The sequence below is a fragment of the Pseudomonas sp. AP19 genome (genome assembly GCF_001728855.1).
Lineage (GTDB): Bacteria > Pseudomonadota > Gammaproteobacteria > Pseudomonadales > Pseudomonadaceae > Aquipseudomonas > Aquipseudomonas fluorescens.
Window position 1 is genome coordinate 23,331 of sequence record NZ_LXJP01000036.1, and the last position, 25,540, is coordinate 48,870.

At 59.6% G+C, this 25,540-nt stretch carries 26 protein-coding genes, 1 tRNA gene and 2 pseudogenes; 19 read left to right on the plus strand and 10 right to left on the minus strand.

The features are described from left to right. Positions 1-46 precede the first annotated feature (46 nt). Positions 47-775 carry a response regulator transcription factor gene (locus A7D21_RS22450; protein WP_069552727.1) on the plus strand — a complete coding sequence of 243 codons (729 nt, stop codon included), beginning with the start codon at positions 47-49 and terminating at the stop codon, positions 773-775. After that, on the plus strand, positions 762-2,120 hold the full coding sequence (locus A7D21_RS22455; RefSeq protein ID WP_053256802.1) for a sensor histidine kinase: 1,359 nt from the start codon (positions 762-764) through the stop codon (positions 2,118-2,120). Before A7D21_RS22450 ends, A7D21_RS22455 begins: the two co-directional genes overlap by 14 nt. Here the strand turns inward: A7D21_RS22455 and A7D21_RS22460 are convergent. Next, positions 2,117-2,638: a DUF2062 domain-containing protein gene (locus A7D21_RS22460; protein WP_069552728.1), complete on the minus strand. Its 522-nt coding sequence runs from the start codon at positions 2,636-2,638 to the stop codon at positions 2,117-2,119. The genes A7D21_RS22455 and A7D21_RS22460 overlap by 4 nt on opposite strands. Before the next feature lie 135 nt (positions 2,639-2,773). Here A7D21_RS22460 and A7D21_RS22465 point away from each other — a divergent pair, with 135 nt between their 5' ends. From A7D21_RS22465 to murB, 8 genes are all read left to right on the plus strand, one after another. Then, positions 2,774-4,999 carry a DNA internalization-related competence protein ComEC/Rec2 gene (locus A7D21_RS22465; protein WP_069552729.1) on the plus strand — a complete coding sequence of 742 codons (2,226 nt, stop codon included), beginning with the start codon at positions 2,774-2,776 and terminating at the stop codon, positions 4,997-4,999. A gap of 109 nt (positions 5,000-5,108) precedes the next feature. Then, positions 5,109-5,744 carry a MotA/TolQ/ExbB proton channel family protein gene (locus A7D21_RS22470; RefSeq protein ID WP_069552730.1) on the plus strand — a complete coding sequence of 212 codons (636 nt, stop codon included), beginning with the start codon at positions 5,109-5,111 and terminating at the stop codon, positions 5,742-5,744. Continuing rightward, positions 5,741-6,169: a biopolymer transporter ExbD gene (locus A7D21_RS22475; protein ID WP_053256798.1), complete on the plus strand. Its 429-nt coding sequence runs from the start codon at positions 5,741-5,743 to the stop codon at positions 6,167-6,169. Before A7D21_RS22470 ends, A7D21_RS22475 begins: the two co-directional genes overlap by 4 nt. Further along, the gene (gene lpxK, locus A7D21_RS22480; RefSeq protein WP_069552731.1) at positions 6,169-7,179 is read left to right on the plus strand and encodes a tetraacyldisaccharide 4'-kinase; all 1,011 of its coding nucleotides are present in this window, start codon (positions 6,169-6,171) and stop codon (positions 7,177-7,179) included. Before A7D21_RS22475 ends, lpxK begins: the two co-directional genes overlap by 1 nt. Positions 7,180-7,202: 23 nt before the next feature. After that, a complete protein-coding gene (locus A7D21_RS22485; RefSeq protein WP_003174668.1) occupies positions 7,203-7,388 on the plus strand; it encodes a Trm112 family protein in 186 nt (61 codons plus the stop codon). Continuing rightward, on the plus strand, positions 7,385-8,149 hold the full coding sequence (kdsB, locus tag A7D21_RS22490) for a 3-deoxy-manno-octulosonate cytidylyltransferase (RefSeq protein WP_069552732.1): 765 nt from the start codon (positions 7,385-7,387) through the stop codon (positions 8,147-8,149). Before A7D21_RS22485 ends, kdsB begins: the two co-directional genes overlap by 4 nt. Continuing rightward, on the plus strand, positions 8,149-8,613 hold the full coding sequence (locus A7D21_RS22495; RefSeq protein WP_053256795.1) for a low molecular weight protein-tyrosine-phosphatase: 465 nt from the start codon (positions 8,149-8,151) through the stop codon (positions 8,611-8,613). Before kdsB ends, A7D21_RS22495 begins: the two co-directional genes overlap by 1 nt. Further along, positions 8,610-9,629 (plus strand): UDP-N-acetylmuramate dehydrogenase, encoded by a 1,020-nt coding sequence (murB, locus tag A7D21_RS22500; protein WP_053256794.1) that lies wholly within the window; start codon positions 8,610-8,612, stop codon positions 9,627-9,629. Before A7D21_RS22495 ends, murB begins: the two co-directional genes overlap by 4 nt. A gap of 62 nt (positions 9,630-9,691) precedes the next feature. On the opposite strand, the gene A7D21_RS22505 is transcribed toward murB, so the two are convergent. Beyond that, positions 9,692-10,363 carry a Bax inhibitor-1/YccA family protein gene (locus tag A7D21_RS22505; protein ID WP_053256786.1) on the minus strand — a complete coding sequence of 224 codons (672 nt, stop codon included), beginning with the start codon at positions 10,361-10,363 and terminating at the stop codon, positions 9,692-9,694. A 152-nt stretch (positions 10,364-10,515) separates the two neighbouring features. On the opposite strand from A7D21_RS22505, the gene A7D21_RS22510 reads away from it, so the two are divergent. The 6 genes and pseudogenes from A7D21_RS22510 (at position 10,516) to A7D21_RS22535 (ending at position 13,157) form a co-directional block, all read left to right on the plus strand. Beyond that, a tRNA-Ser gene (locus tag A7D21_RS22510) sits at positions 10,516-10,606 on the plus strand. A gap of 819 nt (positions 10,607-11,425) precedes the next feature. Further along, positions 11,426-11,659: a hypothetical protein gene (locus A7D21_RS22520; RefSeq protein ID WP_053256713.1), complete on the plus strand. Its 234-nt coding sequence runs from the start codon at positions 11,426-11,428 to the stop codon at positions 11,657-11,659. 132 nt (positions 11,660-11,791) lie between these two features. After that, positions 11,792-11,989, plus strand: a complete 198-nt coding sequence (locus A7D21_RS22525; RefSeq protein WP_069552733.1) for a hypothetical protein — start codon at positions 11,792-11,794, stop codon at positions 11,987-11,989. An 84-nt stretch (positions 11,990-12,073) separates the two neighbouring features. Then, a pseudogene (locus tag A7D21_RS34620) lies at positions 12,074-12,260 on the plus strand (Com family DNA-binding transcriptional regulator). A gap of 8 nt (positions 12,261-12,268) precedes the next feature. Next, entirely contained in the window at positions 12,269-12,667 is a 399-nt protein-coding gene (locus tag A7D21_RS22530) for a 3-methyladenine DNA glycosylase (protein ID WP_242486560.1), read from the plus strand. A 157-nt stretch (positions 12,668-12,824) separates the two neighbouring features. Next, positions 12,825-13,157 carry a phage holin, lambda family gene (locus tag A7D21_RS22535; RefSeq protein ID WP_069552734.1) on the plus strand — a complete coding sequence of 111 codons (333 nt, stop codon included), beginning with the start codon at positions 12,825-12,827 and terminating at the stop codon, positions 13,155-13,157. A 44-nt stretch (positions 13,158-13,201) separates the two neighbouring features. Here the strand turns inward: A7D21_RS22535 and A7D21_RS22540 are convergent, their stop codons facing one another. Beyond that, a complete protein-coding gene (locus tag A7D21_RS22540; protein ID WP_053256709.1) occupies positions 13,202-13,642 on the minus strand; it encodes a hypothetical protein in 441 nt (146 codons plus the stop codon). A gap of 503 nt (positions 13,643-14,145) precedes the next feature. On the opposite strand from A7D21_RS22540, the gene A7D21_RS22545 reads away from it, so the two are divergent. Together A7D21_RS22545 and A7D21_RS22550 are read left to right on the plus strand one after the other, a co-directional pair. After that, positions 14,146-14,607, plus strand: coding sequence for an anti-virulence regulator CigR family protein (locus A7D21_RS22545; protein ID WP_053256708.1), 462 nt, complete (start codon positions 14,146-14,148; stop codon positions 14,605-14,607). A gap of 275 nt (positions 14,608-14,882) precedes the next feature. Further along, positions 14,883-15,341, plus strand: coding sequence for an Hsp20 family protein (locus A7D21_RS22550; RefSeq protein WP_053256707.1), 459 nt, complete (start codon positions 14,883-14,885; stop codon positions 15,339-15,341). 159 nt (positions 15,342-15,500) lie between these two features. Here A7D21_RS22550 and A7D21_RS22555 read toward each other — a convergent pair whose 3' ends face one another. After that, complete coding sequence (locus tag A7D21_RS22555) at positions 15,501-16,061, minus strand: fasciclin domain-containing protein (RefSeq protein WP_053256706.1); 561 nt, start codon at positions 16,059-16,061, stop codon at positions 15,501-15,503. 205 nt (positions 16,062-16,266) lie between these two features. Continuing rightward, complete coding sequence (locus A7D21_RS22560) at positions 16,267-16,785, minus strand: GNAT family N-acetyltransferase (RefSeq protein WP_053256705.1); 519 nt, start codon at positions 16,783-16,785, stop codon at positions 16,267-16,269. Between the two features lie 913 nt (positions 16,786-17,698). Between A7D21_RS22560 and A7D21_RS22565 the strand changes: the two genes are divergently transcribed. Continuing rightward, positions 17,699-18,004, plus strand: a complete 306-nt coding sequence (locus tag A7D21_RS22565) for a putative quinol monooxygenase (protein WP_069552754.1) — start codon at positions 17,699-17,701, stop codon at positions 18,002-18,004. An 8-nt stretch (positions 18,005-18,012) separates the two neighbouring features. Here the strand turns inward: A7D21_RS22565 and A7D21_RS22570 are convergent, their stop codons facing one another. The 5 genes and pseudogenes from A7D21_RS22570 to A7D21_RS22590 all read right to left on the minus strand — a co-directional run bounded on the left by A7D21_RS22570 (position 18,013) and on the right by A7D21_RS22590 (position 25,536). Continuing rightward, the gene (locus tag A7D21_RS22570; protein ID WP_069552735.1) at positions 18,013-19,062 is read right to left on the minus strand and encodes a hypothetical protein; all 1,050 of its coding nucleotides are present in this window, start codon (positions 19,060-19,062) and stop codon (positions 18,013-18,015) included. 11 nt (positions 19,063-19,073) lie between these two features. After that, positions 19,074-20,881 (minus strand): annotated as a pseudogene (locus tag A7D21_RS22575) (hypothetical protein). Between the two features lie 3 nt (positions 20,882-20,884). Further along, positions 20,885-22,171 carry a hypothetical protein gene (locus A7D21_RS22580; RefSeq protein WP_069552736.1) on the minus strand — a complete coding sequence of 429 codons (1,287 nt, stop codon included), beginning with the start codon at positions 22,169-22,171 and terminating at the stop codon, positions 20,885-20,887. 19 nt (positions 22,172-22,190) lie between these two features. Further along, positions 22,191-23,114 carry a hypothetical protein gene (locus A7D21_RS22585; RefSeq protein ID WP_053256700.1) on the minus strand — a complete coding sequence of 308 codons (924 nt, stop codon included), beginning with the start codon at positions 23,112-23,114 and terminating at the stop codon, positions 22,191-22,193. Between the two features lie 58 nt (positions 23,115-23,172). After that, positions 23,173-25,536 (minus strand): hypothetical protein, encoded by a 2,364-nt coding sequence (locus A7D21_RS22590; protein ID WP_069552737.1) that lies wholly within the window; start codon positions 25,534-25,536, stop codon positions 23,173-23,175. Positions 25,537-25,540 lie beyond the last annotated feature (4 nt).

Consider the following 25,540-nt stretch of genomic DNA (forward strand, 5'->3'; position numbering starts at 1 on the left):
GTTTAATCTTGAATAATCAGTGATTGAGAATGACTTGCAGACGCTAATGAATCCCGCCGTGGTTGCTCTACCCAATATCCTGACGATCGAAGATGACCCTGTGCTGGGCGCGTACGTCCATGAACACCTGGGCCGCTGCGGCTTTGAGGTCACCTGGTGTCGCAACGGCGAACAGGGCCTGCAACTGGCGCGTGACCAGGTGTTCGACGTGGTGTTGATGGATATCCTGCTGCCCGGCATGGACGGCTTGTCGATCCTCACGCATCTGCGCCAGAGCCAGACAATCCCGGTGATCCTCATGTCTGCGTTGGGCGCCGAAGCCGATCGCGTCAGCGGCTTTCGTCTCGGTGCGGACGATTACCTGCCCAAGCCGTTCAGCATGGTCGAATTGCGGGTACGCATCGAGGCGATCCTGCGTCGCGTGGCCCTGGACCGTCGCCCGCCGCCCACTGTTTTACCGGCACGCGACGACAGTCGCCCCCTGTGCTTTGACGATGAGCTGTATGACGTCTGCTACCAGACGCTCTGGGCAGGGCTGACCCGCAGTGAATTTCGCCTGCTGGAAACCCTGCACCGCAATGCCGATGAAGTGCTCAGCAAAGCGTTCCTTTATCAGCATGTGTTGCAGCGCGGTTATGCGCCCCACGACCGTAGCCTGGACATGCACATCAGCCAGATTCGCCGCAAGCTCAAGGCCATCGGCTACAACGAGCGCGAAGTGCGCACCGTGTGGGGCAAGGGCTATGTGCTGAGCGTGCATGATGAAGGGCTTTGAGCAACTGCCCGGCAAGCACTCGTTATTCTGGAAACTTGCCTGCCTGCTGATCGCCTTCTGTTTACTGATGATTTGGCTCAGTTGGTCGTGGGGCCGATACATGGAACAGCGCAGTGCCTATGTGGCCGAAGAGTCGCGGGCGATTCTGCGCGGCTATGCGGCGGGGGCGGAACTGGCATGGAGTACGCAGGGCCGCGCAGGCGTGGATGCCTGGCTACAGCTGATGGCCAAGCGCGAATCCACGTGGCTGGGGGTGATCGGTCACGACTTGCAGTCGCTGAGCAGCACGCCCTTGAGCGACAAAGAGAGCCAGCGCCTGACCTTCCTGCGTGGGCTGGAGTGGCCGGTCAGTCGGCATGTCAAAGGCCTGCCGTGGGTGAAAATCCCCTTCCCGGTGGACGCTGGGGTCGGTTCGCTGGTGATGGAGTTGCCGCAACGCTTTATGCCGGGGCGCTACCAAGTGTTCTGGCGCGTGGTCACCAATGGGGTGATTCCCGGCCTGTTTACCTTGCTGCTCTGCGTGGGCCTCTACCGGCTGCTGATCATGCCCCTCAACCAATTGCGCGAGCAGGCCAATGCGTGGCGGGCCGATCAATTGAATACGCGAATGTCCAACGAGGCCACCAGCCGCCAGGATGAATTGGGGGAGTTGGGCCGGGCCTTTGACCACATGTCCGAGCGTTTGCAGGGCACCGTGTTGTTGCAGCAACAGCTGCTGCGGGATATGTCCCACGAACTGCGCACCCCGTTAAGTCGATTGCGGGTGGCCTGTGACAGTGAGCAGGATCTGGCGCAATTGCGTGAGCGATTGAGTCGGGAAATCGACGCCATGCAGCGCCTGGTAGAAGACAGTCTGCAACTGGCGTGGCTGGATAGCGAAACAGCGCCGCTGCCCAACGAAGATATTCAGCTCCAGGCGTTGTGGGACATGCTGCGGGAAAACGCCTGTTATGAAAGCCACTGGCCGGCGTCGCGTTTGCCCTGCCGGTTGCCGGCGGATTGCTGGGTGCGGGGCAACCTGAATGCGCTGGCCCAGGCCCTGGAAAACATTCTGCGCAATGCCATCAGGCATTCTCCTGCCCACGGGGTGGTGACGCTGGACGGCTGTCGTGAAGGTGATGAGTGGCATATCTGGCTGGAAGACCAGGGCGGCGGCATTGCCGAGCAGGACTTGGAACGTATTTTCGCGCCGTTTACCCGATTGGAGGGCTCACGGCCCGGTAATGGCGGTTTCGGCCTGGGCTTGAGCATCGCCCGCAACGCTGTACAGCGCCAGGGCGGGCGTTTGTGGGCGGAAAATAGCGGGCAAGGCTTGCGCGTGCATCTGCGACTGCGGGCCGGTTAGCTTCCAGCGCGACGCTGCTTGCGCTTCTTCCACTGGTGCGCGACCCACCAACGCCAGTACCCCATCGTCAGGCAGTACGCCAGCGCGGCCAGCACCAGGCCGCACACCACGGAACCCAGCAGGAACGGTTGCCACAGGGTGCTCAACTGGCTGCTGATCCATTCCCAGGTCAAGTCATCGGGCAAGCTGCGTGGCGGCGTGTTCATCAGCCACGCCCCGGTCAGGTACGTACAGAAGAACACCACCGGCATGGTGATCGGGTTAGTCAGCCACACCAGGCTGACAGCAATCGGCATATTGCCGCGCACCGCGATCGCCAGGATCGCGGCCAATAACATCTGCAGCGGAATCGGGATAAACGCCGCGAACAGGCCTACCGCCATAGCGCGCGCGACGGAGTGCCGGTTCAGGTGCCAGAGGTTCGGGTCATGCAGCAACGTGCCGAGAAATCGTAAGGACTTGTGTTCCCGGATACTCGTGGGATCGGGCATGTACCGTTTAAAGAGGCGCCGGGGCATAAGGGGTCCAGGTCAGTGCGAGGGGCAAGTATGCCCGCATTCTATAAACAGAAAATTCAGACTTTGTGACAAAACATCATAGGCCGTGCTGAGCGGGCGACTAAGACTGAGTGAATCACTTGAAAAGGATGATTCATGAGAACAGGCATGTTCGCGCTCGGACTTGGATTGCTTACGCTGCGATTTCTACCGGCACTGCCGCCCACCGCATGGCTGCTGGCCATGTTCGTGCTGGCGTTGATGCTGTTGCCGTTTCGCACCTATCCGCTGGCGTTCTTCCTGCTGGGGTTGGGTTGGGCCTGCATCAGCGCGCAATGGGCGTTGAATGATCGGCTCCAGCCGGCACTGGACGGGCAGACGCGGTGGGTAGAGGGCCGTGTGGTTGGGTTGCCACAGCAAACGAGCACCGGCGTGCGCTTCGAATTGGCCGACGGCCGGTCGCGTACGGCTCGGTTGCCCCAGCGTATTCGAGTGTCCTGGCAGGGTGGCCCGCCGGTAAACAGCGGCGAGCGCTGGCGGCTGGCGATCACCTTGAAACGGCCCGCGGGGCTGCTTAATTTTCATGGCTTTGACTATGAGGCCTGGTTGCTCGCCCAGCGTATGGGGGCCACCGGTTCGGTGAAGGATGGCCAACGCCTGGCGCCGGCCCGCAATGCCTGGCGTGACAGCGTCCGGCAGCGCTTGAAAGCAGTTGATGCTCAAGGTCGCGAGGCGGGCTTGGCGGCGTTGGTGCTGGGCGATGGCTCGGGGCTGGCGACCGCGGACTGGCAGGTGTTGCAAGACACCGGAACCGTTCACCTGCTGGTGATTTCCGGTCAGCACATCGGCTTGCTCGCGGGGTTGATCTACGGCCTGGTGGCCGGGCTGGCACGCTACGGTTGCTGGCCCCGAGCCTTGCCGTGGCTGCCGTGGGCGTGCGGCCTGGCGTTTACCGCTGCGCTCGGTTACGGCCTGCTGGCGGGGTTCGGTGTACCGGTGCAGCGGGCCTGCGTGATGGTCGGGCTGGTATTGCTGTGGCGTCTGCGTTTTCGGCATTTAGGCGTGTGGTGGCCGTTATTGCTCGCCCTCGATGGCGTGCTGGTGCTGGAGCCGTTGGCCAGTTTGCAGCCGGGGTTCTGGTTGTCGTTTGCAGCCGTGGCGGTGCTGGTTCTGGCGTTCAGCGGGCGCTTGGGCCCGTGGCGCATCTGGCAGGCCTGGACGCGTCCCCAAGGGTTGATCGCCATCGGTTTGTTTCCGGTATTGCTGGTGCTGGGCTTGCCCATCAGCCTCAGCGCGCCGGTAGCCAACCTGTTTGCCGTGCCGTGGATCAGCTTGGTGGTGTTGCCTCTGGCACTGCTGGGGACCTTGCTTATGGCGGTGCCGTGGGTGGGCGAGGGCTTGTTGTGGTTGGCCGGTGGAGCGCTTGATGGTCTGTTCAGGGGCTTGACGCAGTTGGCGGGGCTGCGCTCGGCCTGGGTGCCTGCCGAGGTGCCCGTGGGTTATTGGTTATTAAGCGCTGTGGGCGCGGTGTTATTGCTGTTGCCCAAAGGCGTGCCGTTTCGGCTGCTGGGCTGGCCGATGTTGATGGTGGCAATCTTTCCGCCGCGGGCACTGGTGCCGCATGGGCAGGTGGAGGTGCTGCAACTGGATGTCGGCCAGGGGCAAGCGGTGATCCTGCGCACGCGCCATCACACAATGCTCTACGACGCAGGGCCGCGCTCCGGGGCGGCCGACCTCGGTGCGCGCGTGGTGTTGCCGGCGCTGCAAAAACTGGGGCTAGGCGCGCTGGACCTCATGGTGATCAGCCACGCCCACGCTGACCATGCCGGCGGCGCCACCGCGGTTGCCCGTGCGCTTGCGGTCGGTCGGGTTGTCGGCGGAGAGTCCGCAGGGCTGCCGGCGTTTCTCGATACGCAGCCTTGCATCAGTGGTGAGCAATGGGAGTGGGATGGCGTGTCGTTTGAGCTGTGGCAATGGTCAGGCGCCACGAGCCCTAATCCGAAATCCTGCGTGTTGCGCGTGCAAGCCCAGGGCGAACGCCTGCTGCTGACGGGGGATATCGATCAAGCCGCTGAAAGGGCGTTCCTCACATCCCCGCTGGCGGTGCCGACGGATTGGCTGCAAGCGCCCCACCATGGCAGCCGCAGCTCCTCATCCTGGCCTTTGCTGCAACGCCTTGCGCCCAGCTCGGTACTGATCTCACGCGGGCGTGGCAATGCATTTGGTCATCCCCACCCACAGGTAATGGAGCGTTATCAAGCGTTGGGCAGCCAAGTCTACGACAGCGCGGAACGGGGGGCCGTGCGTCTGCAATTGGGTACCTTCCAAGCACCGGTTGTTGCGCGTAGTCAACGTAGATTCTGGCGCGAGGCGTTACCGTAATCCAGGGTTACCAAAGACCCTGGTCCGTGAACGGCGGGCCTTTGGCCGGCGAACCACGCTGGCGAACCTATATGGTAAAGTGGCGCACTTTTTCGAGGGGACATTCACTGTGTGGGAATTGGTCAAATCCGGCGGCTGGATGATGTTGCCGATTATATTGAGCTCCATCGCCGCCCTTGGCATCATTGCCGAACGCCTGTGGACCCTGCGCGCCAGCCGGATAACGCCTGAGCATCTGTTGGGGCAAGTCTGGGGCTGGATCAAGAACAAGCAGCTGGATAAAGAAAAGCTCAAGGAATTACGCGCCAACTCGCCTTTAGGTGAAATCCTCGCGGCCGGCCTTGCCAACTCCAAGCATGGTCGAGAGATCATGAAAGAGTGCATCGAGGAGGCCGCTGCCCGGGTCATCCATGAAATGGAGCGCTATATCAACGCGCTTGGCACCATTGCGGCCATGGCACCGTTGCTCGGCCTGTTGGGTACGGTGCTGGGCATGATCGATATTTTCAGCTCGTTCATGGGGGCGGGCATGACCACTAACGCCGCCGTGCTGGCGGGCGGTATCTCCAAGGCGTTGATTACCACGGCTGCGGGCCTGATGGTCGGCATCCCTTCGGTATTTTTCCACCGTTTCCTGCAACGTCGCATCGATGAGCTGGTGGTCGGTATGGAGCAGGAAGCCATCAAGCTGGTCGAAGTGGTGCAGGGCGATCGTGATGTCGATTTCGTTGAGGGCCGAGCGTGAAATTTCGCCGCAAGCAACGGGAGAACGTGGATATCAACCTGGCGTCGTTGATCGACGTGGTCTTTATCCTGCTACTGTTTTTTGTTGTCACCACCACGTTCACCCGGGAAACCCAGCTGCGTGTCGACTTGCCGGAAGCGGTGAGCGGCTCGCCGGCCGAAGACCAGGAAGTCAAGCAACTGGACATCGCCATCAGTGCCGACGGCGTCTTTTCGGTGAATAACCAATTGCTCGAGAAAAACGACCTGGCCAGCCTGATGGACGCCCTGCAGAAAGAGTCCGGCGGCGACACCAAAATGCCGCTGTCGATCAGTGCGGACGGCAAAACTCAGCACCAAGCCGTTATCACCGCCATGGACGCTGCCGGCAAGCTGGGTTTCAGCCACCTGCGCATGACCACCGTCGAGGCGGCGAGCCAACCCTGATGGCCATTTCCGATCGTCTGCTCAAGGCCTGGTACGAAGGGCATCCGGCACTCATGCTGCTGCGGCCGTTGGAGTCCTTATATCGCCGCGTGGTGCAGCGCAAGCGCGCGCGCTTCGTGGCCGGCGAGGGGGAAATCTACCAATCACCGGTGCCTGTGGTGGTGGTGGGGAATATCACCGTAGGTGGCACGGGCAAGACGCCGTTGATCCTGTGGCTGATCCAGCACTGTCAGCGCAGTGGCTTGCGTGTCGGGGTGGTCAGTCGCGGTTACGGTGCAAAGCCGCCACAGTTGCCCTGGCGGGTCGAGGCCAGCCACAGCGCAGCGGTAGCCGGGGATGAACCGCTGCTGATCGTGCAGCGCTGCGGTGTGCCGCTGATGATTGATCCTGACCGAAGCCGCGCGGTGCAAGCGCTGCTGGCCAGCGAGCACCTTGACCTGATTCTCTCTGACGACGGCCTGCAGCACTACCGCCTGGCTCGCGACCTGGAATTGGTGCTGATCGACGCCGCCCGTGGCTTGGGTAACCGCCGTTGCCTGCCGGCCGGGCCGTTGCGTGAGCCAGTGGAACGCCTGCACAGCGTCGATGCGCTGTTGTACAACGGTGCAGGCTCCGACCCTCAGGATGGTTTTGCCTTTCGTCTGTTACCGACGGCGTTGATCAACTTGAGCACCGGCGAGCGCTGCCCGGTCGATCATTTTCCGCTTGGCCAGCAGGTTCATGCGGTCGCCGGCATCGGTAACCCGCAACGTTTCTTCAATACCCTTGAAACGCTACACTGGCAGCCGATACCCCATGCGTTTGCCGACCATGCGCCCTACAGCGCAGAGGTCCTGAATTTTACGCCGTCGTTACCGCTGGTCATGACCGAAAAGGACGCGGTGAAGTGCCGCGCCTTCGCCCAGCCCGACTGGTGGTACCTTGCGGTGGATGCAGTGCCGTCACCGGCGTTTGTGGCCTGGTTCGACACGCAACTGATGCGCCTGCTGCCCGCCCGACTCTTGCCTTAAATCGCTTCTTCCAGGAAATACTCATGGACACCAAACTGCTCGACATCCTCGCTTGCCCGATCTGCAAAGGCCCGCTCAAGCTCAGCGCCGACAAAACCGAGCTGATCAGCAAGGGGGCTGGCCTGGCTTACCCGATCCGTGATGGCATCCCGGTAATGCTCGAAAGCGAAGCCCGCACCCTGACCACCGATGAGCGCCTGGATAAATGACCACAGCCTTTACCGTCGTCATTCCATCACGCTATGCATCGACGCGCCTGCCGGGCAAACCGCTGCAATTGATCGGCAACAAGCCGATGATCCAGCTGGTGTGGGAACAGGCCTGTAAAAGCAGCGCCGAACGGGTCGTGGTCGCCACCGATGACCCGCGCATCATCGAGGCCTGCAAGGGTTTCGGCGCCGAAGCGTTATTAACCCGCGAAAACCATAACTCCGGCACTGATCGCCTGGCCGAAGTCGCGACGCAACTCGGCCTGGCCGCCGATGCGATCGTGGTCAATGTGCAAGGTGACGAGCCCTTGATCCCGCCGAGCGTGATCGATCAGGTCGCCGCCAACCTGGCTGCCCATGGCGAGGCGCGCATGGCGACCCTGGCCGAACCGATCGAAGACATCGCCACCCTGTTCAACCCGAACGTGGTGAAGGTGGTCAGCGACATCAATGGCCTGGCGCTGACGTTCAGCCGCTCGACATTGCCGTGGGCGCGAGACGCCTTCGCCAGCAACCCTGACGTGTTGCCGGACGGCGTGCCGTATCGCCGCCATATCGGCATCTATGCCTATCGCGCCGGTTTCCTGCATGACTTCGTCAGCTGGGGCCCGTGCTGGCTGGAGAACACCGAGTCCCTGGAACAGCTACGCGCCCTGTGGCACGGCGTGCGCATTCATGTGGCAGACGCCCTCGAAGCGCCACCTGCCGGTGTCGACACCCCGGAAGACCTTGAGCGCGTTCGTCGCCTGCTGGGGGCCTGATGGAGGTCTTGTTCGTCTGCCTGGGCAATATCTGCCGTTCGCCCACCGCTGAGGGCGTCCTGCGCCACAAATTGCGCGAGGCGGGGTTGGCAGACCAGGTTGAGGTGGCGTCCGCCGGAACCGGTGAATGGCATGTCGGCAACCCACCGGACAAGCGTAGCCAGCGCGCGGCACTGGCGCGGGGCTACGACTTGTCCGCTCAGCGTGCCCAGCAGGTTTCCCGCGCTGACTTTGCGCGCTATGACCTGATCCTGGCCATGGACCACAGCAACCTGCGCAATCTCAAGGCGCTGCACCCCGGGCCAGGCAAGGCGGAGCTGGACTTGTTCCTGCGCCGGTATGACGCCGAGGTGGATGAAGTGCCAGACCCTTACTACGAAGGCGAGCAAGGCTTTGAGCGGGTTCTGGACCTGATCGAGCGAGCCTGTGATTTATTGGTGATCGAATTGAAGGGGCGGTTATGACCTTGCAAGTGCTTGCGCAGGTATCGCTCAAGCCATTCAACAGCTTCGGCATTGACGTGCGCGCCCAGTTGTTCGCCGAGGCCCATAGCGACGCCGATGTGCGTGAAGCCTTGACCTACGCTGCCGCACAGGCGTTGCCGCTGTTGGTGATTGGTGGTGGCAGCAACGTGTTGTTGACCCAGGATATCCCGGCGTTGGTGCTGCGCATGGCAACCCAGGGCATTCGCGTGCTGCAAGATGATGGCGTGCACGTGGTGGTCGAGGCCGAAGCCGGTGAAGCCTGGCATCCGTTTGTGCTGTGGACCCTGGAACACGGTTTCTGCGGCCTGGAAAACCTCAGCCTGATCCCCGGCACCGTCGGTGCTGCGCCGATGCAGAACATCGGCGCCTACGGTGTGGAGATCAAGGACGTTTTTGCCGGCCTGACCGCATTGGATCGCCAAACCGGCGAGTTGCGCGATTTCAGCCTCGAAGCGTGCAACTTTGCTTACCGCGACAGTCTGTTCAAGCACGAGACAGGGCGCTGGCTGATCCTGCGTGTGCGCTTTGCCTTGAGCCGTGCCAGTCACTTGAAACTCGACTACGGCCCGGTACAGCAGCGCCTGGCCGGGCAGGGCATCACCGAGGCGACGCCCAGTGACGTGAGCCGTGCCATTTGCAGCATCCGCCGCGAAAAACTGCCGGACCCGGCAGAGCTGGGCAATGCGGGCAGTTTCTTCAAGAACCCGCTGGTGTCGCAAACCTTGGCCGCAGAGTTGCAGGCGTTGTATCCGGACCTGGTGGCGTACCCGCAGGCTGACGGGCAGATGAAGCTCGCCGCCGGCTGGCTGATCGACAAGGCTGGCTGGAAGGGCTTTCGTGACGGCGATGCGGGCGTGCACAAGCTGCAGGCGCTCGTATTGGTCAACTATGGCGCTGCTACAGGGCACGACATTGCCAACCTGGCGCTGCGTATTCAGCAGGACATTGCTGAACGCTTCAAGGTTGACCTGGAGATGGAACCTAACCAGTACTGACGCGTTAACAACAAAAAGGCCCCGCATCGTTCGATGCGGGGCCTTTTTTATGCCGCTAGTAATCAGTCATCACGGCTCATGATGCCGAAGATCTGCAACAGGCTGATGAACAGGTTGTAGATCGATACATACAGGCTGATGGTTGCCATGATGTAGTTGCGCTCACCGCCGTGGATGATCGCGCTGGTCTGGAACAGGATGCACACGGAGGAGAACAGCACGAAACCGGCGCTGATCGCCAACTGCAGACCGCTGATCTGGAAGAACATGCCGGCGACAACGGCCGCCAGCAACACGAAGAAGCCTGCGGTGATGAAACCACCCAGGAAGCTCATGTCCTTACGGCTGATCAGCACGTAGGCCGACAGGCCGCCAAACACCAGGGCAGTCATGGCAAATGCCGAGCTGACCACTTCCGCGCCGCCGGCCATGCCGAGGTAACGGTTAAGGATCGGGCCGAGGATAAAGCCCATGAAACCGGTCAAGGCAAACGCCGACACCAGGCCCCAGGCCGAGTCGCGCAGTTTGTTGGTCAGGAAGAACAGGCCGTAGAAGCCGATCAGCACGACAAAGATATTCGGGTAGCCAACGCGCATTTGCTGCGCTACATACGCCATTACGCCGCTGAATGCGAGGGTAAGGGCGAGCAAGCCGTAGGTGTTGCGCAACACGCGGCTGACTTCAAGCTGCTCAGCCTGCGCGTTACCATTCACTGCGTAATTCTGTTCGCGCATGGCGACACTCCTTCAGTTTTGAAACATTCAGTCGCAAGGATCATAACAGACGCTCTGTAACAAGCCATGGCAAGAGTTTGACAGTGTGTTTCATTCGGGTATTATGGCGCCCGCTGACACGGGATGGGCTACTATAATCCTGTGATGCAAAAGGGAAATTGGCAGAGTGGTTGAATGCACCGGTCTTGAAAACCGGCGGACGTTAATAGCGTCTCCAGGGTTCGAATCCCTGGTTTCCCGCCAAGATTTACACAAAAGCCTCGCGAAAGCGGAGCTTTTGCGTTTCTGGGGTTTGATGCAGCCATCAGCTTGGGGTCTGATCGTTTCTGCATCATTTCAGACAGTTTCCGCAACGCCGCATAATTCACCTTCTGCGAGTCGGTTTGTAGATGAAGACGTAGGCGAACCGGAGGGCGGAGATCATGGCGTCACCTCGCGCTATTGTTCATACCCTTCGCCATATTCCCAGCAGTAGGTTGCCGGCCACGCTCCGCGAGTCGCTCGGTCAACGATGTTGTAGCTCCAACCGCCTTTCGCTGGTGTGGTTTTGATCCAGACGTGCTGTGCGCCGCCGAGATTCCAGTCGCCCTAATCCTTGACGACCTCGACCATGAACTCGCGCACGTCGTGGTGCCCGCGACTCATCACTATGTAGGTGTCACCGCCAATGCTCTCGACAGCGAGCGGATACTTTTCTTCAGGCATGCCCGGCTCCTTGCCACTAAAGCGGCTATCAAATTCATAGATTGGAGCGGTATCTTCACCTCTTCATAAATCGAGGTGAGATGTGGTCGTACACGGAGTTGAATAGCGGTTTTGCTGCGCCTCAAGCGTCGCCGTAGGACACGATGGCCTTGCGATGGAGTGCTGGAAAGGTAACCGCGGACCGAGGCACAGCTGGCGCGGGATTTGAAATAACCGCTATACAAATGTCATCACCGGCCATATAGGTTGTGCTATCGCAAGAACTCAGAGCGCTCGGCCATTGTGCCGGGTTTTTTATTGCGCTCAGTTTGTGCAAGGTCGAAAATAGAGCTTCCGACTATAAACTGGGAGAGCGTCATGGTTTTGCGTGGCATGGCACAGATGCATGTCGACGACTTGGCGGAACGGTTCAAGAAGTTGGTTGTAGGGCAGGCTGGTGAAGCGAATATTCAGTTTGCGTGGGTTGTTTTTTATCAGGGCCGAATGTTCGGGGCTTATTCAACGGCCGAGCTTGCGCTGGAGAAAATAACCGACATCGAGCACTGCATTAGCATCGACGAGGCCCCAGTCCCGCAAGCCTCAGACGACTAAAGTTTTCATTAAGCCCCGCCTGGAACGGGGCTTTTTGCTTTTCGCCGTTCGTCCAGTGTTCGGCACTCACTGCAACCTGCCGACTACCATGTTTAAGCACGGATATTCCGAGCGTTTGAACGGAGAGGCAGCATGGATATTGATAAGAATGCCCCAGGCAATATTTCGCAGCAGGAAGTGACACGCGGCACGGACAATGAAGCGGGTCACGACCCTCGCCGGGATGAACACGAGATCCGGCCGCCTCAGAATGACGATGCCTCCCTCGAAGAGGATATGTCGGATGTGGACGCTGCCGATTCGGTGGCGAGCGAGCATCCCGATAACTGACGAGTTTCATGTCAACGAGCCCGGCCATCGCGTCGGGTTTTTTATTGCTCACGGAAAGGGCGATTCAGCAAAAGGAATTTGCAGATGTTGAAAGAATTCAGATGCGGTAACTGCAAAAGACTTATCGCCCGTACGGAAAGGGTTTACAGAGCTCCAGATCAAATGTTCCCGATGTGGGACCTTGAATCATGTGAAGGCCACGCGCCTCGAGCAATCGCCTTTGAGCGATATGAAAGCGGAAATCTCCGCACCAAATCATTCGACTCAATAGGTGACAAAATGACTGTACGAGTACTCGGCAAACACTTCAAAAACGACCTAAAGTTCAGTGGTAGCGCCAGTCAGGTAGCGACGTTGTTCCCGCCACAAAAAAACGGGAATGGCATTATTTTTTATGACATTCGTACCTGGGCCCAAAACACCGTAAGTGTTGGTCTGACTCCACCACCCTATCGTTTTCAATTTACCCTATCGATCATTTATACGGGGGGTGAGGTATTTCAGCCCATCATGATTCCTGCGGGTCTTGGGGTTTATATGCAGTTGAGCGACAGCTACAACATTCCCGTGTATCTGTGCTGGGAGTATCTCAACGCCGACGGCACTGTGGCTCAACTCCCGCTGATGACGGCAGGTCTGTATAAGTGCGGGCCTACCCAGCAATATCGCGCAGCTTAGGTCGCGCAACTTTTCAAGGCCTCACCATCGTGCGGGGCCTTTTCGTTTTCGGCTCCACCACACCCGTTGCTCCCAGCTAGGAGTGCTGTGTGAGCCGATTAAATTCCGCAGGTCACGGCCTGTCGTGTTCCTAACTCCCTGACGGGGAGGAACTGAGATGCCCACCATGCCAGACAAACCAGAGACCTGGGCGATTGCGCTTGCGTGGTTGAGCCAATATTCGCCAATCCTCTATGCGGCTGCGTTGTCCTGCGCCATGGCCGTCCTACAAATCACCTACGGCGGTGGTACGCGGCGCCAAATGATTGTGGAAGGCGCTATCTGCGGCGGGCTGGCCCTGACCATAATCAGTGGGCTTGAGTTCTTCTCGCTACCCCAGAGCATGGCGACATTCGTCGGTGGGTGGCTTGGCTTCCTGGGTGTGGAGAAGATCCGCACCATTGCCGATCGCGTGACGGACTACAAGCTACCAAGCCGCAAGGTTGATTAGTCAGCGCCACGTTTTCGAGTGCGCCAAATCGTGGTGCGGGATTACTACGGCGTATGAGTGGGACTGGTTGATGCGGCGTAGCAAGCGCGCAAGGTCTGTTGATATTGCTCCATCATTACCTCAAGGGAACCAACCCGCTCTGGGTAGTATTTCATTGCCGAGCTGATGTCTGACCTTATATCGTCGACATCCAATTTGATGGGCGTACACCGATCGTTTTCCAACTGACGCACTCTCTCCTCTGAAGTTGCGAGTGTTGCGGCCTGCTTGTTGTACGCCGCTATCCATTGGTTTAGTGAAGTATTGAGGCCATCGTTTGTCTTTTTGAAGTCTTCTACTCGTTCTCTGACATTAATAAGGTCGCTGTCTTGGCGGCCGTAGTGAACCCCAACTGTCGCGATTGTTGATGCCACTCCAAGAGCAAAAGACCAAAATGCGATTGTGAGTTTAGGGCGGAGAGGAACCGCTTGTTTCATTTCACTCATGTGGACTTCCTTGTGATTTGACCACTATCAATACCGTTAACCTTTCACCAGTTCAAGGCGAAGTAGCACACCGATGACGACCATTGCCTACAAAGACGGCGTCATCGAAACGCAGTCGAAGCAGGTGCTTGGTCACCTGCCTGCCATCCTCTGTGATCACTGGATAGGGCCCCCGCACGCTGCGAGAACGTCTCTGCTCTATTAAGTCGGACGACCAAAACTCCCAGGTCATTCAGCACTCCAGGTTTCTTCGGTTGCGTTAAATTCTCGCGATACCTCTTTGTTCTTCCGCACGCCGGCGGCAGGGGGGACGATGAGACCTCACTCGTGTGCGATGTTGTAAATGTGCGACAGAAGCGAGATGTCCCGGTTGTCACGTACCTTCGCGGTACGGCCGTCTCGGTACTGGGCGATGACTTGCGGCGTTACCGCGTCTATGCGGAGCTAAAACCTGCAATACCGTCTACCTTTCAAGGTGGCATTCCCTTCCGGAGAAGACAGTCATGTTTAAATCTCGCTCGCTTGTAGTCACCGTTACCTGCCTTGCGTTGGCCGTAGGCTCAATGACAACCCTGGCCGACCCGGGCAATGGCAAGGGGCAGGGCAATGGGAAAGGCAACGCCGAGGGCGGCCAAGGGCATGGCAACCAAGGCAAGAAGGGGAAGGGCTCCAGCGAAGGTGATTGGGCGCGCGGGCCCAGCATTGACAGAGGTGGTGTACTGGGCGTGCTCGGTGGCTACCGTGACTATTGGCGGCCAGGCCCTTCGCTGCCACCCGGAATACAAAAGAATCTAGCCAGAGGAAAACCGCTTCCTCCAGGCATTGCCAAGAAGCTGGATGGCCGGCTGCTGGGCAGGCTGCCCCATTACGACGGCTATGAATGGCAGCAGGCGGGCACTGATCTGATTCTTGTCGCAATTGCTTCCGGCATTATTTACGAAGTTCTCAACGGAGCCTTTGATTGAGGGGCTTACGGTTCAATGCTCAAATCCAACACAGTCAATAGCTCGCAAGGAATCAGATTGGGTCAGTGACATCTCGGCCAGAGGGTCAATTCGGCATCAGCGCCGACAAGCGGGGCCACCTGCCGAGAACCTCGTTAAACACGGCTTTGCCTAGGCATTGTAAAATTTTTTATCTCCCCTCTTGAAATTTTTCCCGTCGCACATAAATTTTTATCACGCGACGCCGAATGCGGGTCGCGCACTTAATCACTTGGATTTAATCAGGAGATTTAGAGATGGCTACTACCCTTTCGTTGGCCCCGCTGTTCCGTCAATCTGTGGGCTTCGATCGTTTCAATGACCTGTTTGAGTCGGCGCTTCGCAGCGAGGCTCCGAATACCTATCCGCCTCACAATGTGGAAAAGCATGGTGATGACGAATACCGTATTGTCATCGCAGTAGCTGGGCTCACTGAAGCGGATCTGGATATCCAGGTCGAGAAGGGGGTTTTAACAGTCGTTGGCGACAAGCGTGAAACCGGGAAAGAAGTAACTTATCTGCACCAGGGCATCGCGCAACGAGCATTCCGATTGTCGTTCCGGTTGGCGGACCACATTGAGGTTCGCGGTGCTTCGATGAGCAATGGACTGTTGAGCATTGACTTGCTGCGCGTGATTCCTGAAGAAGCCAAACCGAAAAAAATCGCTATCGGTGGCGAAGCTACGCCCGAGCTGCGTCAGGTTGGCTTGCAGTAAGTTGGCGGTAAAAAAGGCGCTCTTAGTAGCGCCTTTTTTTGTGGCGCTGGAGTGAAGGCTTAGCCCTATGTACAGAGCCTGCAAACCTCTGGAGCCGTTTCCTTGACAGGCACGTCCCAACACCCGGCAAGCGCTGCACCTGCCGGGTATGCCGAGCGTTTAAGGCATCAACACCGAGTCGACAACGTGGATCACACCGTTGGACTGCATCACGTCTGCGATGCTGATACCGGCTTTGCCGCCCTTGGCATCGACCACCCACAGTTTGCCGTCGTGCAGTTTGATATTCAGCGACTCGCCTTGAACGGTTTTCAGCACAACGGTGCCTCCGTTCTTTTTGGCGTCGGCCATCAGCTGTGCCGATGTGTGAGTGCCAGGCACAACATGGTAGGTGAGGATTTTAGTCAGGTCGGCCTTGTGTTCAGGCTTGACCAGTGTGTCGACGGTACCTGCCGGCAGTTTGGCAAAGGCTTCGTTTGTCGGGGCGAATACGGTGAAGGGGCCTTTGCTGTTGAGGGTATCAACCAGCCCGGCGGCCTTGACTGCGGCAACGAGTGTTGTGTGGTCCTTAGAGTTGACCGCGTTTTCTACGATGGTTTTACTGGGGTACATCGCTGCGCCTCCGACCATCACGGTGTCGGCGGCAACGCTGAGCGTTGCGGTGACGGAGAGAATTGTGAAGCAGGCAGCTGCAGCAAGTTTTTTGTAAAAAGCGTGCATGATGTATCTCCTTGGCTCTTATGCCCTCCGAGTGAGGGTATTGAATCTACGAGCCAACGATCAAAGTGGATGCACCCCGTCCTGAAATAATTGTTCAAGCACTGCGCGGGCCTGTCCAGACCCGTGTTGCTGCCAGCGATGTGCGATTCACAATGGCCACTTGGCCAGGCCGCGCGTAACAAAAAACGCCTTCTATTTGCCTGGCTCAACCGGGTAAGTGCAGCCCATACCTCACCTCTGCCAGTGCTGCGCCGCCGCGCTGAAGTGTGCGCTCACTGCCTGTTTCCTCCACGCACCCGGCCCTGCGATAAAATCGGATAGCCCTGTCATTTTCGGTCAAGACCCAAAGCGTCAGGCGCTGATACCCCTGCTCAATCAAGCACTGCAAGCCTGCTTTCCACAAGGCCCGCCCGACGCCGGTTTGCCAATGGCTGGCTAGCACATAGATGGCCATGACCTCGCCTGTGTTGCCTTCAGTGGCATCTTCGTCACGGCTGGCGCCGACGGATACCCAGCCGACGACCTGCTGGTTCAGTTCCGCGACCCATACGTTTGACTCGTCTGATTCAATCGAGCGAGCCCAGGATGATTCGCGCTGAGCCAGCGTTGCGTCCAGCGCGTTCAAATAGTCGGCAGGCATCAGGTCACGATACGCGTCCTGCCAACTGCTGATGTGCACCTGAGCAATGGCCTGTGCGTCGCGGGGTAATGCTTTACGAATCATTGATGAACTCCGTGTTCGAGCACTGAATGCTCTGCGGTCATTCCTGTAAGCCCGTCGCTGGCGAAACGCGTGGTGTTGACGTGGTCCAACCTGAAAGCACCCACGTAGTCCAGCACAAATTTCTGTCAGTTCAGTTACTCCAGACGCACGTTGAGCGCGCTTATGGCTCCGTCGTTGCGATAAGCAAGCCGTCTAGATCAATGGTTGTAACGCAATTGAGGGTTGCCACAGGGAATTTTGGCCGCTAACCTGAAAATGTATGAATTGTTACGAATAGTTTCGTGCGTGACCTGTTTCGGGTTGCGCGACTTCAGGATGAGGAACGAAAAATGTTTTCACACGAAGGTCCCGCACTAGAGCTGTTGCTGTTCATTTTTGGCTTGGCAGGCCTGCTTTTGGTCGTTTGGTTTTTTCACCATCGATACGAGCGAAAGAACGGGAAAGGCGTAAAAAAACAACAAAATCGTAACGAAAGTCGCTCTGCGTAGGCGGTTGCTTACGATCAGATCAAATCAGATCGGGCCGGAGCAGTGGCGGCTTCCATCATGAGAAGTGGCCAGGCTCCGAGCCGGGTGCGGACTGGCCGCAAGCGATGCTTGAATACGCCGTGTCCGGTGTTCCAGCGAGCAAAATATGCTCAGGCCTGACGGCTACGACGACAGCGCCGGTAAACACGTGCAGTGGGTGCATGATGCGAAGGTGATTTCAGCGCCTATAGCCACGGTTCACCGGACAAAGAAAAGCCCACGATGGGGGCGCGGGCTTAAAAGGTGTTCACTTAGGAGCTGGATTAAGCCTAGGCGCTCAACTGTGAAAACCCCGTGAAATAAAAGTGCCGGTTATGTCTTTTACCGCCGACTGTTTGCTCGCGTACTGTGCGGGTTTCCTATCCCACCTATGCAACGGTGTTTTCATGTCAGATGAAGTTCGGCTTGTCGTGATTATCCAGACCCAGCCCGGTAAAGGTTCGCAGCAGTTGGCCGCATTCGAAGGGCTGGCGCCCAAGGTCAGGGCCGAGCATGGCTGCCTGCACTATGATTTGCACCCGGTTGCGGGCAACTCGGACCATTTTGTCCTGATCGAAACGTGGGCCTCCCAGGATGCACTGGATGCCCATCACCTGGCAGCCCATAGGGTGGAAGCGGCCAGGCACAATCCCTCGTTTCGTGCCGGGCCGGCTACCGTTCTGGTTTTACACGACGCGGTCCTGTCTGCATAAGGCGGCGTTCAGAGCAGCACCCGGCGCAACCGGCCACTCAACGGCACCACCGTGTTGTCGGGTGTGGGGATGCGCCGGCCGGCCAGCCCCATGCCTTCGCTCACTAACACCGCGCCGTGCACCCTGCACAGGTTGGACGGCGTATCCAGCCCGCGCGCCAATACTTCGACCGGCCCGGTGTGCAGGTTGCAACGCAACAATCGCCCACTGAAGCGAGTAAAACCGCCATGCAGCGGCTCGCCGCTCCAGTCCGGCGGCAAGGGTTGTTGCAGGTGGTTGCATAGCTCCAGCACCAGCAGGTTGCCCTGTGGGCACAGCGCCAGGCCCGTGGGCCATTGCAGGCCGCGTATCACCACCTCAATCTGCCCGCTGGCCGGGTGCACTCGCACCACTTGGCCTGCGAAGTCGGCAAAGTCGATGCCCTTGCGTGCCGGGTCGCCGTGCAGCTCCCCGGAGAACAGGCTGATCAGCACCGCGTCTGTCTGCGGTTCATACACCAGGGTTACGGGGACGGCTTCCTGGCCCATGTCCAGTTCGGGCAGTTGCACCAGCACCTGTTCGTCCTGGCCGTCGCGAAATTCCACCAGTTGGTTGGTATCGGGCTTGACCGCCAGCCAACTGTCGCGGGTCGGGTGATAACACAGCGCATTCAAATTGCCACGGCTGTGAAACACCGGCTCGGGCGGGCTGTATTGCAGGTCGAGCAGTTTCGAGCCGCCGACATAATCGGTCTGGCTGGCCAGGCAACGGCCGCCGCCGCAGGCGATGTCCGACAAGCCCATGATTTCATCACGCAGCATGCGCGCCTGCATGTTCATGGCGCGAAAGCCTTGTGCGAGGGGCTCGCTGGGCAGGTAGGCACCGGGCTGCAACGGGTCGGGACGCAGCCGACTGACGCGGCCGCTGAACGGCTGGTCGGCCAGGCCTGAGCCGGCCTCGGCCACTAGCAGGCTGCCGTCGGCTTGCTCGCACACCCCGCGAGGGTTGAGCAGGTTCTCGGCAATCAGTGTGCTTGGGCGCAGGTTTTCGATGGGCTGCGCCGGGATATGCAGAGTCATGGGCGTTGCTCCTATTGCGGCGGCTGCCACGGGCTGCCGGTGAGATAGGCGCGCAGCAGCGCCCGTTGGGCCGGCGACATCGAACGCACCACCGGCATGAACAGTGTGGTGCCTTTGTAGGCGTCCGAAGTGCGCGCGAGAATCGCGTTCTTCGCGCCCATGATCGCGTCGGGTTGGTTCAGCGGGATGTAGCGCGACATGGCGGGGAAGGCCAGGTAGTGAAAGCGCAGCACGTTCGGGTACATCTGCTGCCAGGTGATGATGCTGCCCTTGGGAATGCCAAAGTCGGTCTGGGCATATTTGCGGAAGTTGGTGAAGAAGGCGCCGTCGTCCACGCCGTTGGCGGTGCAGGTCAGCGCGACAAAACCTGCCTGGCTGGCGCTGCCGGATTTGAGGCTGACCGGAAAACTCACCGTCTGTTGGCCGGCATTGACGGTCAGTGACGTCGGAAAGTTGAGGAAGTCGGTGTATTGCTTTTGATCATAAACCCCAGGTGCGCTGGCCCCCAGGCTGACCTGGGTGGCGTTGGGCACCGGCCCGCCCAGGTAGCTGACCTGTAAGGTGATGGTCAGGCCGTTGGGGTAATCCTCCAGGTACACATTGCGCTGATCGGCGTAGACCCGATAGGTCGATTCGGTCGCGTTAAGTTTTTGACCGTTCACCGGGTTGGGGGCGGTGATGTTCAACGCGCTGGTCTTGACGGCTTGCTGCTGGCTGGTATTGAGCGTCACGTCGACGATACCGCCGTACACGTAGTAATTGACCAACGGGCTGGCGGTTGGGTTGAGGGTCATCAACGCGGCAGCGCCGGCCGAAATCGTCACCGGCCCGTAATTCGCATTCGGCCCGATCGGCTGGTGATGTCATCCCGCACGGCCCGGAAGGTTTGCTTGGGGATGACGTTGACCATATCGAGGCTCAGCAAACCATTGTTGCCCAGGGCCGCATAGGCGGCATTGCCCGTGACCTGGTTGACCAGTTGCCGACCCGGCTGGCAGCCCAGCGGCTCGCCGGCGAACGCCGGAGCGAGGGTGCCGATCACGCGGCCGATGCTCGGGTTGGGTGTGTATTTGCCCGCCGCATAATCGGCGTCCAGTTGCGCGGTGGTCATCTGCGGGCACATCTCGAACATCACGAAGCGCAGCACAATCCCGGTCGCGCCGGGGGCCTGGATGATCGCCTTGAGGCCGCTGCTGTTTTTGTTCCAGCTGACAATGCTGCTCAATGGGAAAGTCAGCTGGAACGTGCCGCTGGCATGGAACGAGCCCGGCGCGTCCATCTTCGCCGGGTCGAGCACGCGGCCGGTCACGTCGAAACTGCTGCACACCGCATTGCAGCGGATCAGCAACTGGATATTGTCACCGCTGCCGATTTGCAGGCCGCCGACGAATATCTGTGTGGTGGTCGACGCGCTGGGGTCGAGGTCGACCATCATCGGGCCGGACACCGGGCCTTGTCCGGTAACCGGGTCCACTGAGCCCAGCAGGTACACGGGCTGGCCGACCTGGTCGCCGGTGGTGCTGATGTTGCCCGGCGCACCTTGGGAACTGATCAAGGCGTTCTGCATGTCCACCACATGCTGGCCATAGTGGTTCCAGCCGCCCGCGGTGTAGTAGTTGCCGGCCGGCGCGTTGATCATGTTGTTCAACTGGTCATCGGTATACGACTGCGCACCCGGCGCGAGAGTCGAGGTGGTCAGGTCGAACAGCGGCCAGTTCGGGTTGCCGTTGAAGGGAATGGTCGGTGAGTTGTTCGGCAAACTCACGTCCGTGCGGATGCCGCCCCAGAAATTCAGTCGTGGTCCGTTGAGGATGCTCATGGTCTATTCCTTGTCCGTGGCGTGTGGGGTGACAGGCGGATTGGCGAATTTGAACAGGTAGGAGAAGTCGGATTTGAACGGGCTCTTCACCGGTGTCGCCATGGAGTGGCAGTTCATGCAACTGCTGTTGGGCTGGATATAGCTTTCCATGGTCACGTTGGCCGACAGCGCCGGTGTCGGTTGGCCCAGCGGGTTACTCGGGTTGTTCGGCATCAGTGGGCGCTGGGTGGTGATGAGCTGGTAGTACTTCAACACGCTGCGCTGCAGGTCGGGGTTGGCCTGGTAATTGGCGTTCACCCAGCGTGTGGCATCGGCGATGGGTGTCACGCGGTTCAGCGGGTTCGGCGTCTGGAACGTGGTGCCGGGTGTGGGTACGCAGACCAACTGCGTGCCCTGGGTTTGCCAGTTGCACGGTGACTGGTTGAGCGTCGCAGCCGGCGCGAGTGAGTTGTAGTAGGAATAGGCGGTGCCGGCGACAGGCTGGTCGACCCACTGGCCGTTGACCTTGGCCTTGGGCGGCACGTTTTCGATTTGCTCGAAGGTCGACCAGATCCACTGCGGGTAGCCATTGACCTTGGTGATGATATGCAGGCCCACCAACCCCAGGTAAGCCTCGGTCACGCCGGTGCGTTGGCCCTGGTTATTGAAGGTGGCCACGCGCGCGAACTGCGTCAGGTAATGGCTGGCGTTGTCCTTGGGCGTAAGGATGCGCCAGCTCGATTTGATCTCGATGACCCCATTGGGGAAGCTGATGTTGCTGGCTTTGGACACCACGTTGGCGTTGTAGTAATTGTTGCCCACGATGTAGTTATAGGAAGCCTGGTTGGCCGAGATGTCGTAGTAGGTCGGGTTACCCGCCTGATCGATCAACCAGCCGCCGACCGCCTGGTCGACGGCGTTGACCAGCGAACTGTTCTTCAGCGCGGCGATGTTGATGATGCCCAGGCTGCGGGCGGTCAGCGGGCTGTTCCAGGGCCCCGGGTTGGCGGCTCCCGGCAGGAAGATTTCGCTGACGGTTTTGTAGGTCTGCCACACCGTGTAGCCGGCGTCGCCCGGTTGTTTGTTGCAGTTGGGCGTGCCGCGTTGCCCGTCCTGGGCAGGCCAGTTCAAGGCGATAAACATCTGCCAGCTGTATTGATCGAACTGGTCCTGCGGCGCATTGGCGGCGGGTGCGCTGCTGGGCGGCTGGCAATTGAGCTGCGTGGCCTGCGTCGACGGCTGAGGCGCTTCCCGCGCTTGGGCCGACAGGCTGACCAGCGCAAATACCATCACACTGAATAACGTTTTCATGGCGATCCGTCCTTGTGGGTCAGGGTTTGCGCTGCATGAGCTGGTTCCACTGCGCCTTGCGGCCGTTGCTTTGCGACGCCGGCGGATCGAACAGCTGGCAAGGCGGCGGGTTCGACGGGCACATCGCGGCCACTTGGTCCCAGGTCTGTTTCGGGTCGGGCCTGGCGATACGGAAGTTCGTGTAGTTCTGGCTCACGATGGGCGCATTCGCGACGCTGGCGTCCCCCGAAAAGAAGAATGACTGGGGCAAACGGTAGGGCGGCGACCCCGATTGTTGTGTGTTGAAGGCATACCCGAACAGGATCGGCCCCGCCGGTGATTGCAGGTCCAGCGCATACGCCTGCACGCTGCCGTTGAGGTTTTTGCTGCGCGCGGCGCTGTACGGCAGGTGTTCGATAAAGCTTTGGCGTGGCGGATGATTCATCGGTGAAAACATGCAGCAGGCCGGCATGTCTTTCGGGCGGTCCTGCGGGTAAGTCAGGAAGTACGCCTTGTTGCCCAGGGACACGAACGAGCAGCTGTAGTTGTTGTTCTTGATCGGGAAGATCGGCAAGCAGTACTTCTCGTAGTGCTCCATCATCGCGCCGAAGCCGTCGCCGTCCGCCGGGATGTAGCCGGTGTCGTAGTAGCTGGTGCCCTTGGACACCGTGTAATCCGCAGGCGTGAGGGTGGAAGGCGGATTGCTGTAGGGCGGCGGGTTTTTCTCGTAGTTGTTCATTACCCGGTACATCGTCCAGTCGCTGATCCATTGCGCTGGGAAAAACGGATCGGACGGGTCGCCGGGTGCGCGTTTGGCAATGCAGTTGCCGTTCTGTTGATTACAGCCCTCGCTGTTGTGCACCCCGTTGGTAAAGTACACGGCGCCGCTGTCGCCTGCGGCAAACGCGCCGGGGCTGAGCAGCACAATCAGCAGCAACAGTCGGTTCAAAAGGTGGCTATTCATATGACACTCCTGTGGGAGCCGGGTGCTTGGTTCGCTACCCGGCGGTCCTGTGTGCGGCTTAGTCGTAGTCGCTCATGCTGAGTGGGACGGGCGGGTAATTGCGTTTCACCAGGGCTTGCGCCCACAGCTCCAGCACCGCGCGACGGCTTTGCGGCATGTCCCGCGTGATAGGCATCGCCAGGGTGCTTTGCTCCTGGTATTCCTTGCTGATCAACACAATCAACTGGTCGACGGCGCCCTCGATGCGTGTCAACGAGTTGAGCGGCATGAACTTGCTCATGATCGGGTACAGGTAATAGAACGGCTGCAGGATGAACGGGTAGATGAAGGTCTCCCAGATCACGCTGCCCGCATCCTTGTTCATATAAATGCGGTTCCACGCATTGACGAAATCCTGCTGCAGCTGTGGCTCCAACGGCAGTACGCGCAGCGGTGCGAGGAAGTCGGTGAAGGCCGTCGGCAGCGGGAAGCTGAACGGAATGGTGGGGGCCTGCTGACCCTCCTGCAGGAAAAAACGCAAGGTGGGGAAACCCGGTGCCACGCCCGTGACGGTCAGGTTGGCGATGCCATTGGCGTCGGTCTGAATCTTGGTCAGGCTGTAGTGCACCGCACTGTTCAGCGGGTCCTGCAACGTGCCCTGCATGGCAATCGGGTTGGCGAACTTAAGCGTCGGGCTCAAGGCGACAGCGGCGGGTGTCGGTAGAAATGCCTGATAGGTCACCGGCGTCATTTGATCCGCTGCCACCGCGAGCCGCGTGGCCACCAGCTGGCGACCGGTGCCCTCGGTCACCTGGCTGAGCAGCGTCGATGCGCCCGTGAATTGCGGCAGGTTCGCGCTGTTATTGGCCGGGTTTTGCGGGTCATTGTTGAACAGCGTGAAGTTGGCCGGGTTGCTGAATGCCAAGTAATAATCGGTGGTGCACAGCATGTAGGCATTGCCGTATTCCGCCACCCACAACGTGGTGCCGGCCGGGGCGGGCAGGCCATCGTATTGCACCATGACCTGCAGCGTCCGGGTGTCGCCCACGTCGATAAAGCTGGCGCTTTCGACCACTTCGGCGGTCCACATCTGCTGGGTCGCGGCAGTGACGGCGGCGGCGCCCTGCAGTTGCAGTTCCAGGGTGCCGGTTTGCAGTTGCGTCTGTGCTTGCGCCGTCAGCGTCAGGTCGAGGATGCCGGAGCGTTTGTCGAACGCCGCCTGTTGATAGTCGTCATAACCGAAGCTGGCCAGCGGGTTGAATTGCCCATTCTGGCGAATGCCAATCTGGTAGTTGCCCGCCTGGTACTTGGCGGCTACCGGAATGGCCGCGGTTTTGTCGATCGGATAGAACGGGAAGGCGTTGCTCAGGTCCAGCGACAAGGTCGCGCCATGGGCCTGGGCCGAGATCACGCCCAGTTGCGCCGGTGTCGATTGCGCCGGCGTGGTTTTGTAGATGGGCACGGGGCTGGCGGGCACCAGGCGTCTGCCGGCGGGGGCGGTGGGGAATTCGTCTTCGAACCACAGGCCCAGGGTGCCCACGGTGCGGCTATAGGCGGGGTTGAAGAAAATATCGCTGACGTTGTCCAGCCCCTGCTGATACATGGCCTGCACCTTGGCCTGGGCTGCCGCACTGGAGCTGTGGGTGTCGATGGGCGGGTAATTGTTGAGGATGCCGTTCTTGTCGTAGCAGGTCAGGTAGGTGGAAAAGCGGAACATCAGGCCCTTGGCATTTTGTTGCGTCATTTGCGTTTGCAGGTTTTGCAGCAAGGCCGAGTTGCCGATCACCCACTCCAGGTTTTCCTTCGGGAAACAGGTTTGCCAGGTGGTGGTGACATAGGCCAGGCCGCCCAGGTTGGCCCAGTTGAAGTTCAGGAAGCGGTCGAGCATGCGGAACTGGCGGTTGAGCGTCAGGCCGCACTGCGCATTGCCCAGCACCAGCTTGTCGAAATACAGCGCGGTGAAGGTGTTCTGCCAAGGGCTCACATCCACGAAGCGTGCCGGGGAGCTTGGGGCGCCGCCGAAGGGGTTGCCGAGCAACTGGAAGCTCTGGTTGATCAGCGGGTCCTGGCTCACATAGCCACCGTCGGGCAACTCACCGCCGGTGACCACCGATTGGGTCTGGTTGTAGCTGACGGTGCCGCACGCGTTGTCGCCGAACAGGTTCCATTCGCCGGGGATCATCGGTGTGCTCAACTGCCCGGCATTGCCGGGCACCTGCATGACGTACGCCGGTACGCTGGCGGGTGACAGCGGCGCGATGGTCCACGGCAGCAAGGTGCTGACGGCGTTTTCCGGGGTGATGTTGAAGGCCTTCAAAAATGGCCAGTTCATCTGCATTTTCACCGCATCGTAGAGCGGGTACATGTCGTTGTTGTTGGCGGTCGGCGGGTTCCAGAACATATGGCCGCCCAGGTAGATACGCGGGAAATTCAAGACGCTCATGTGA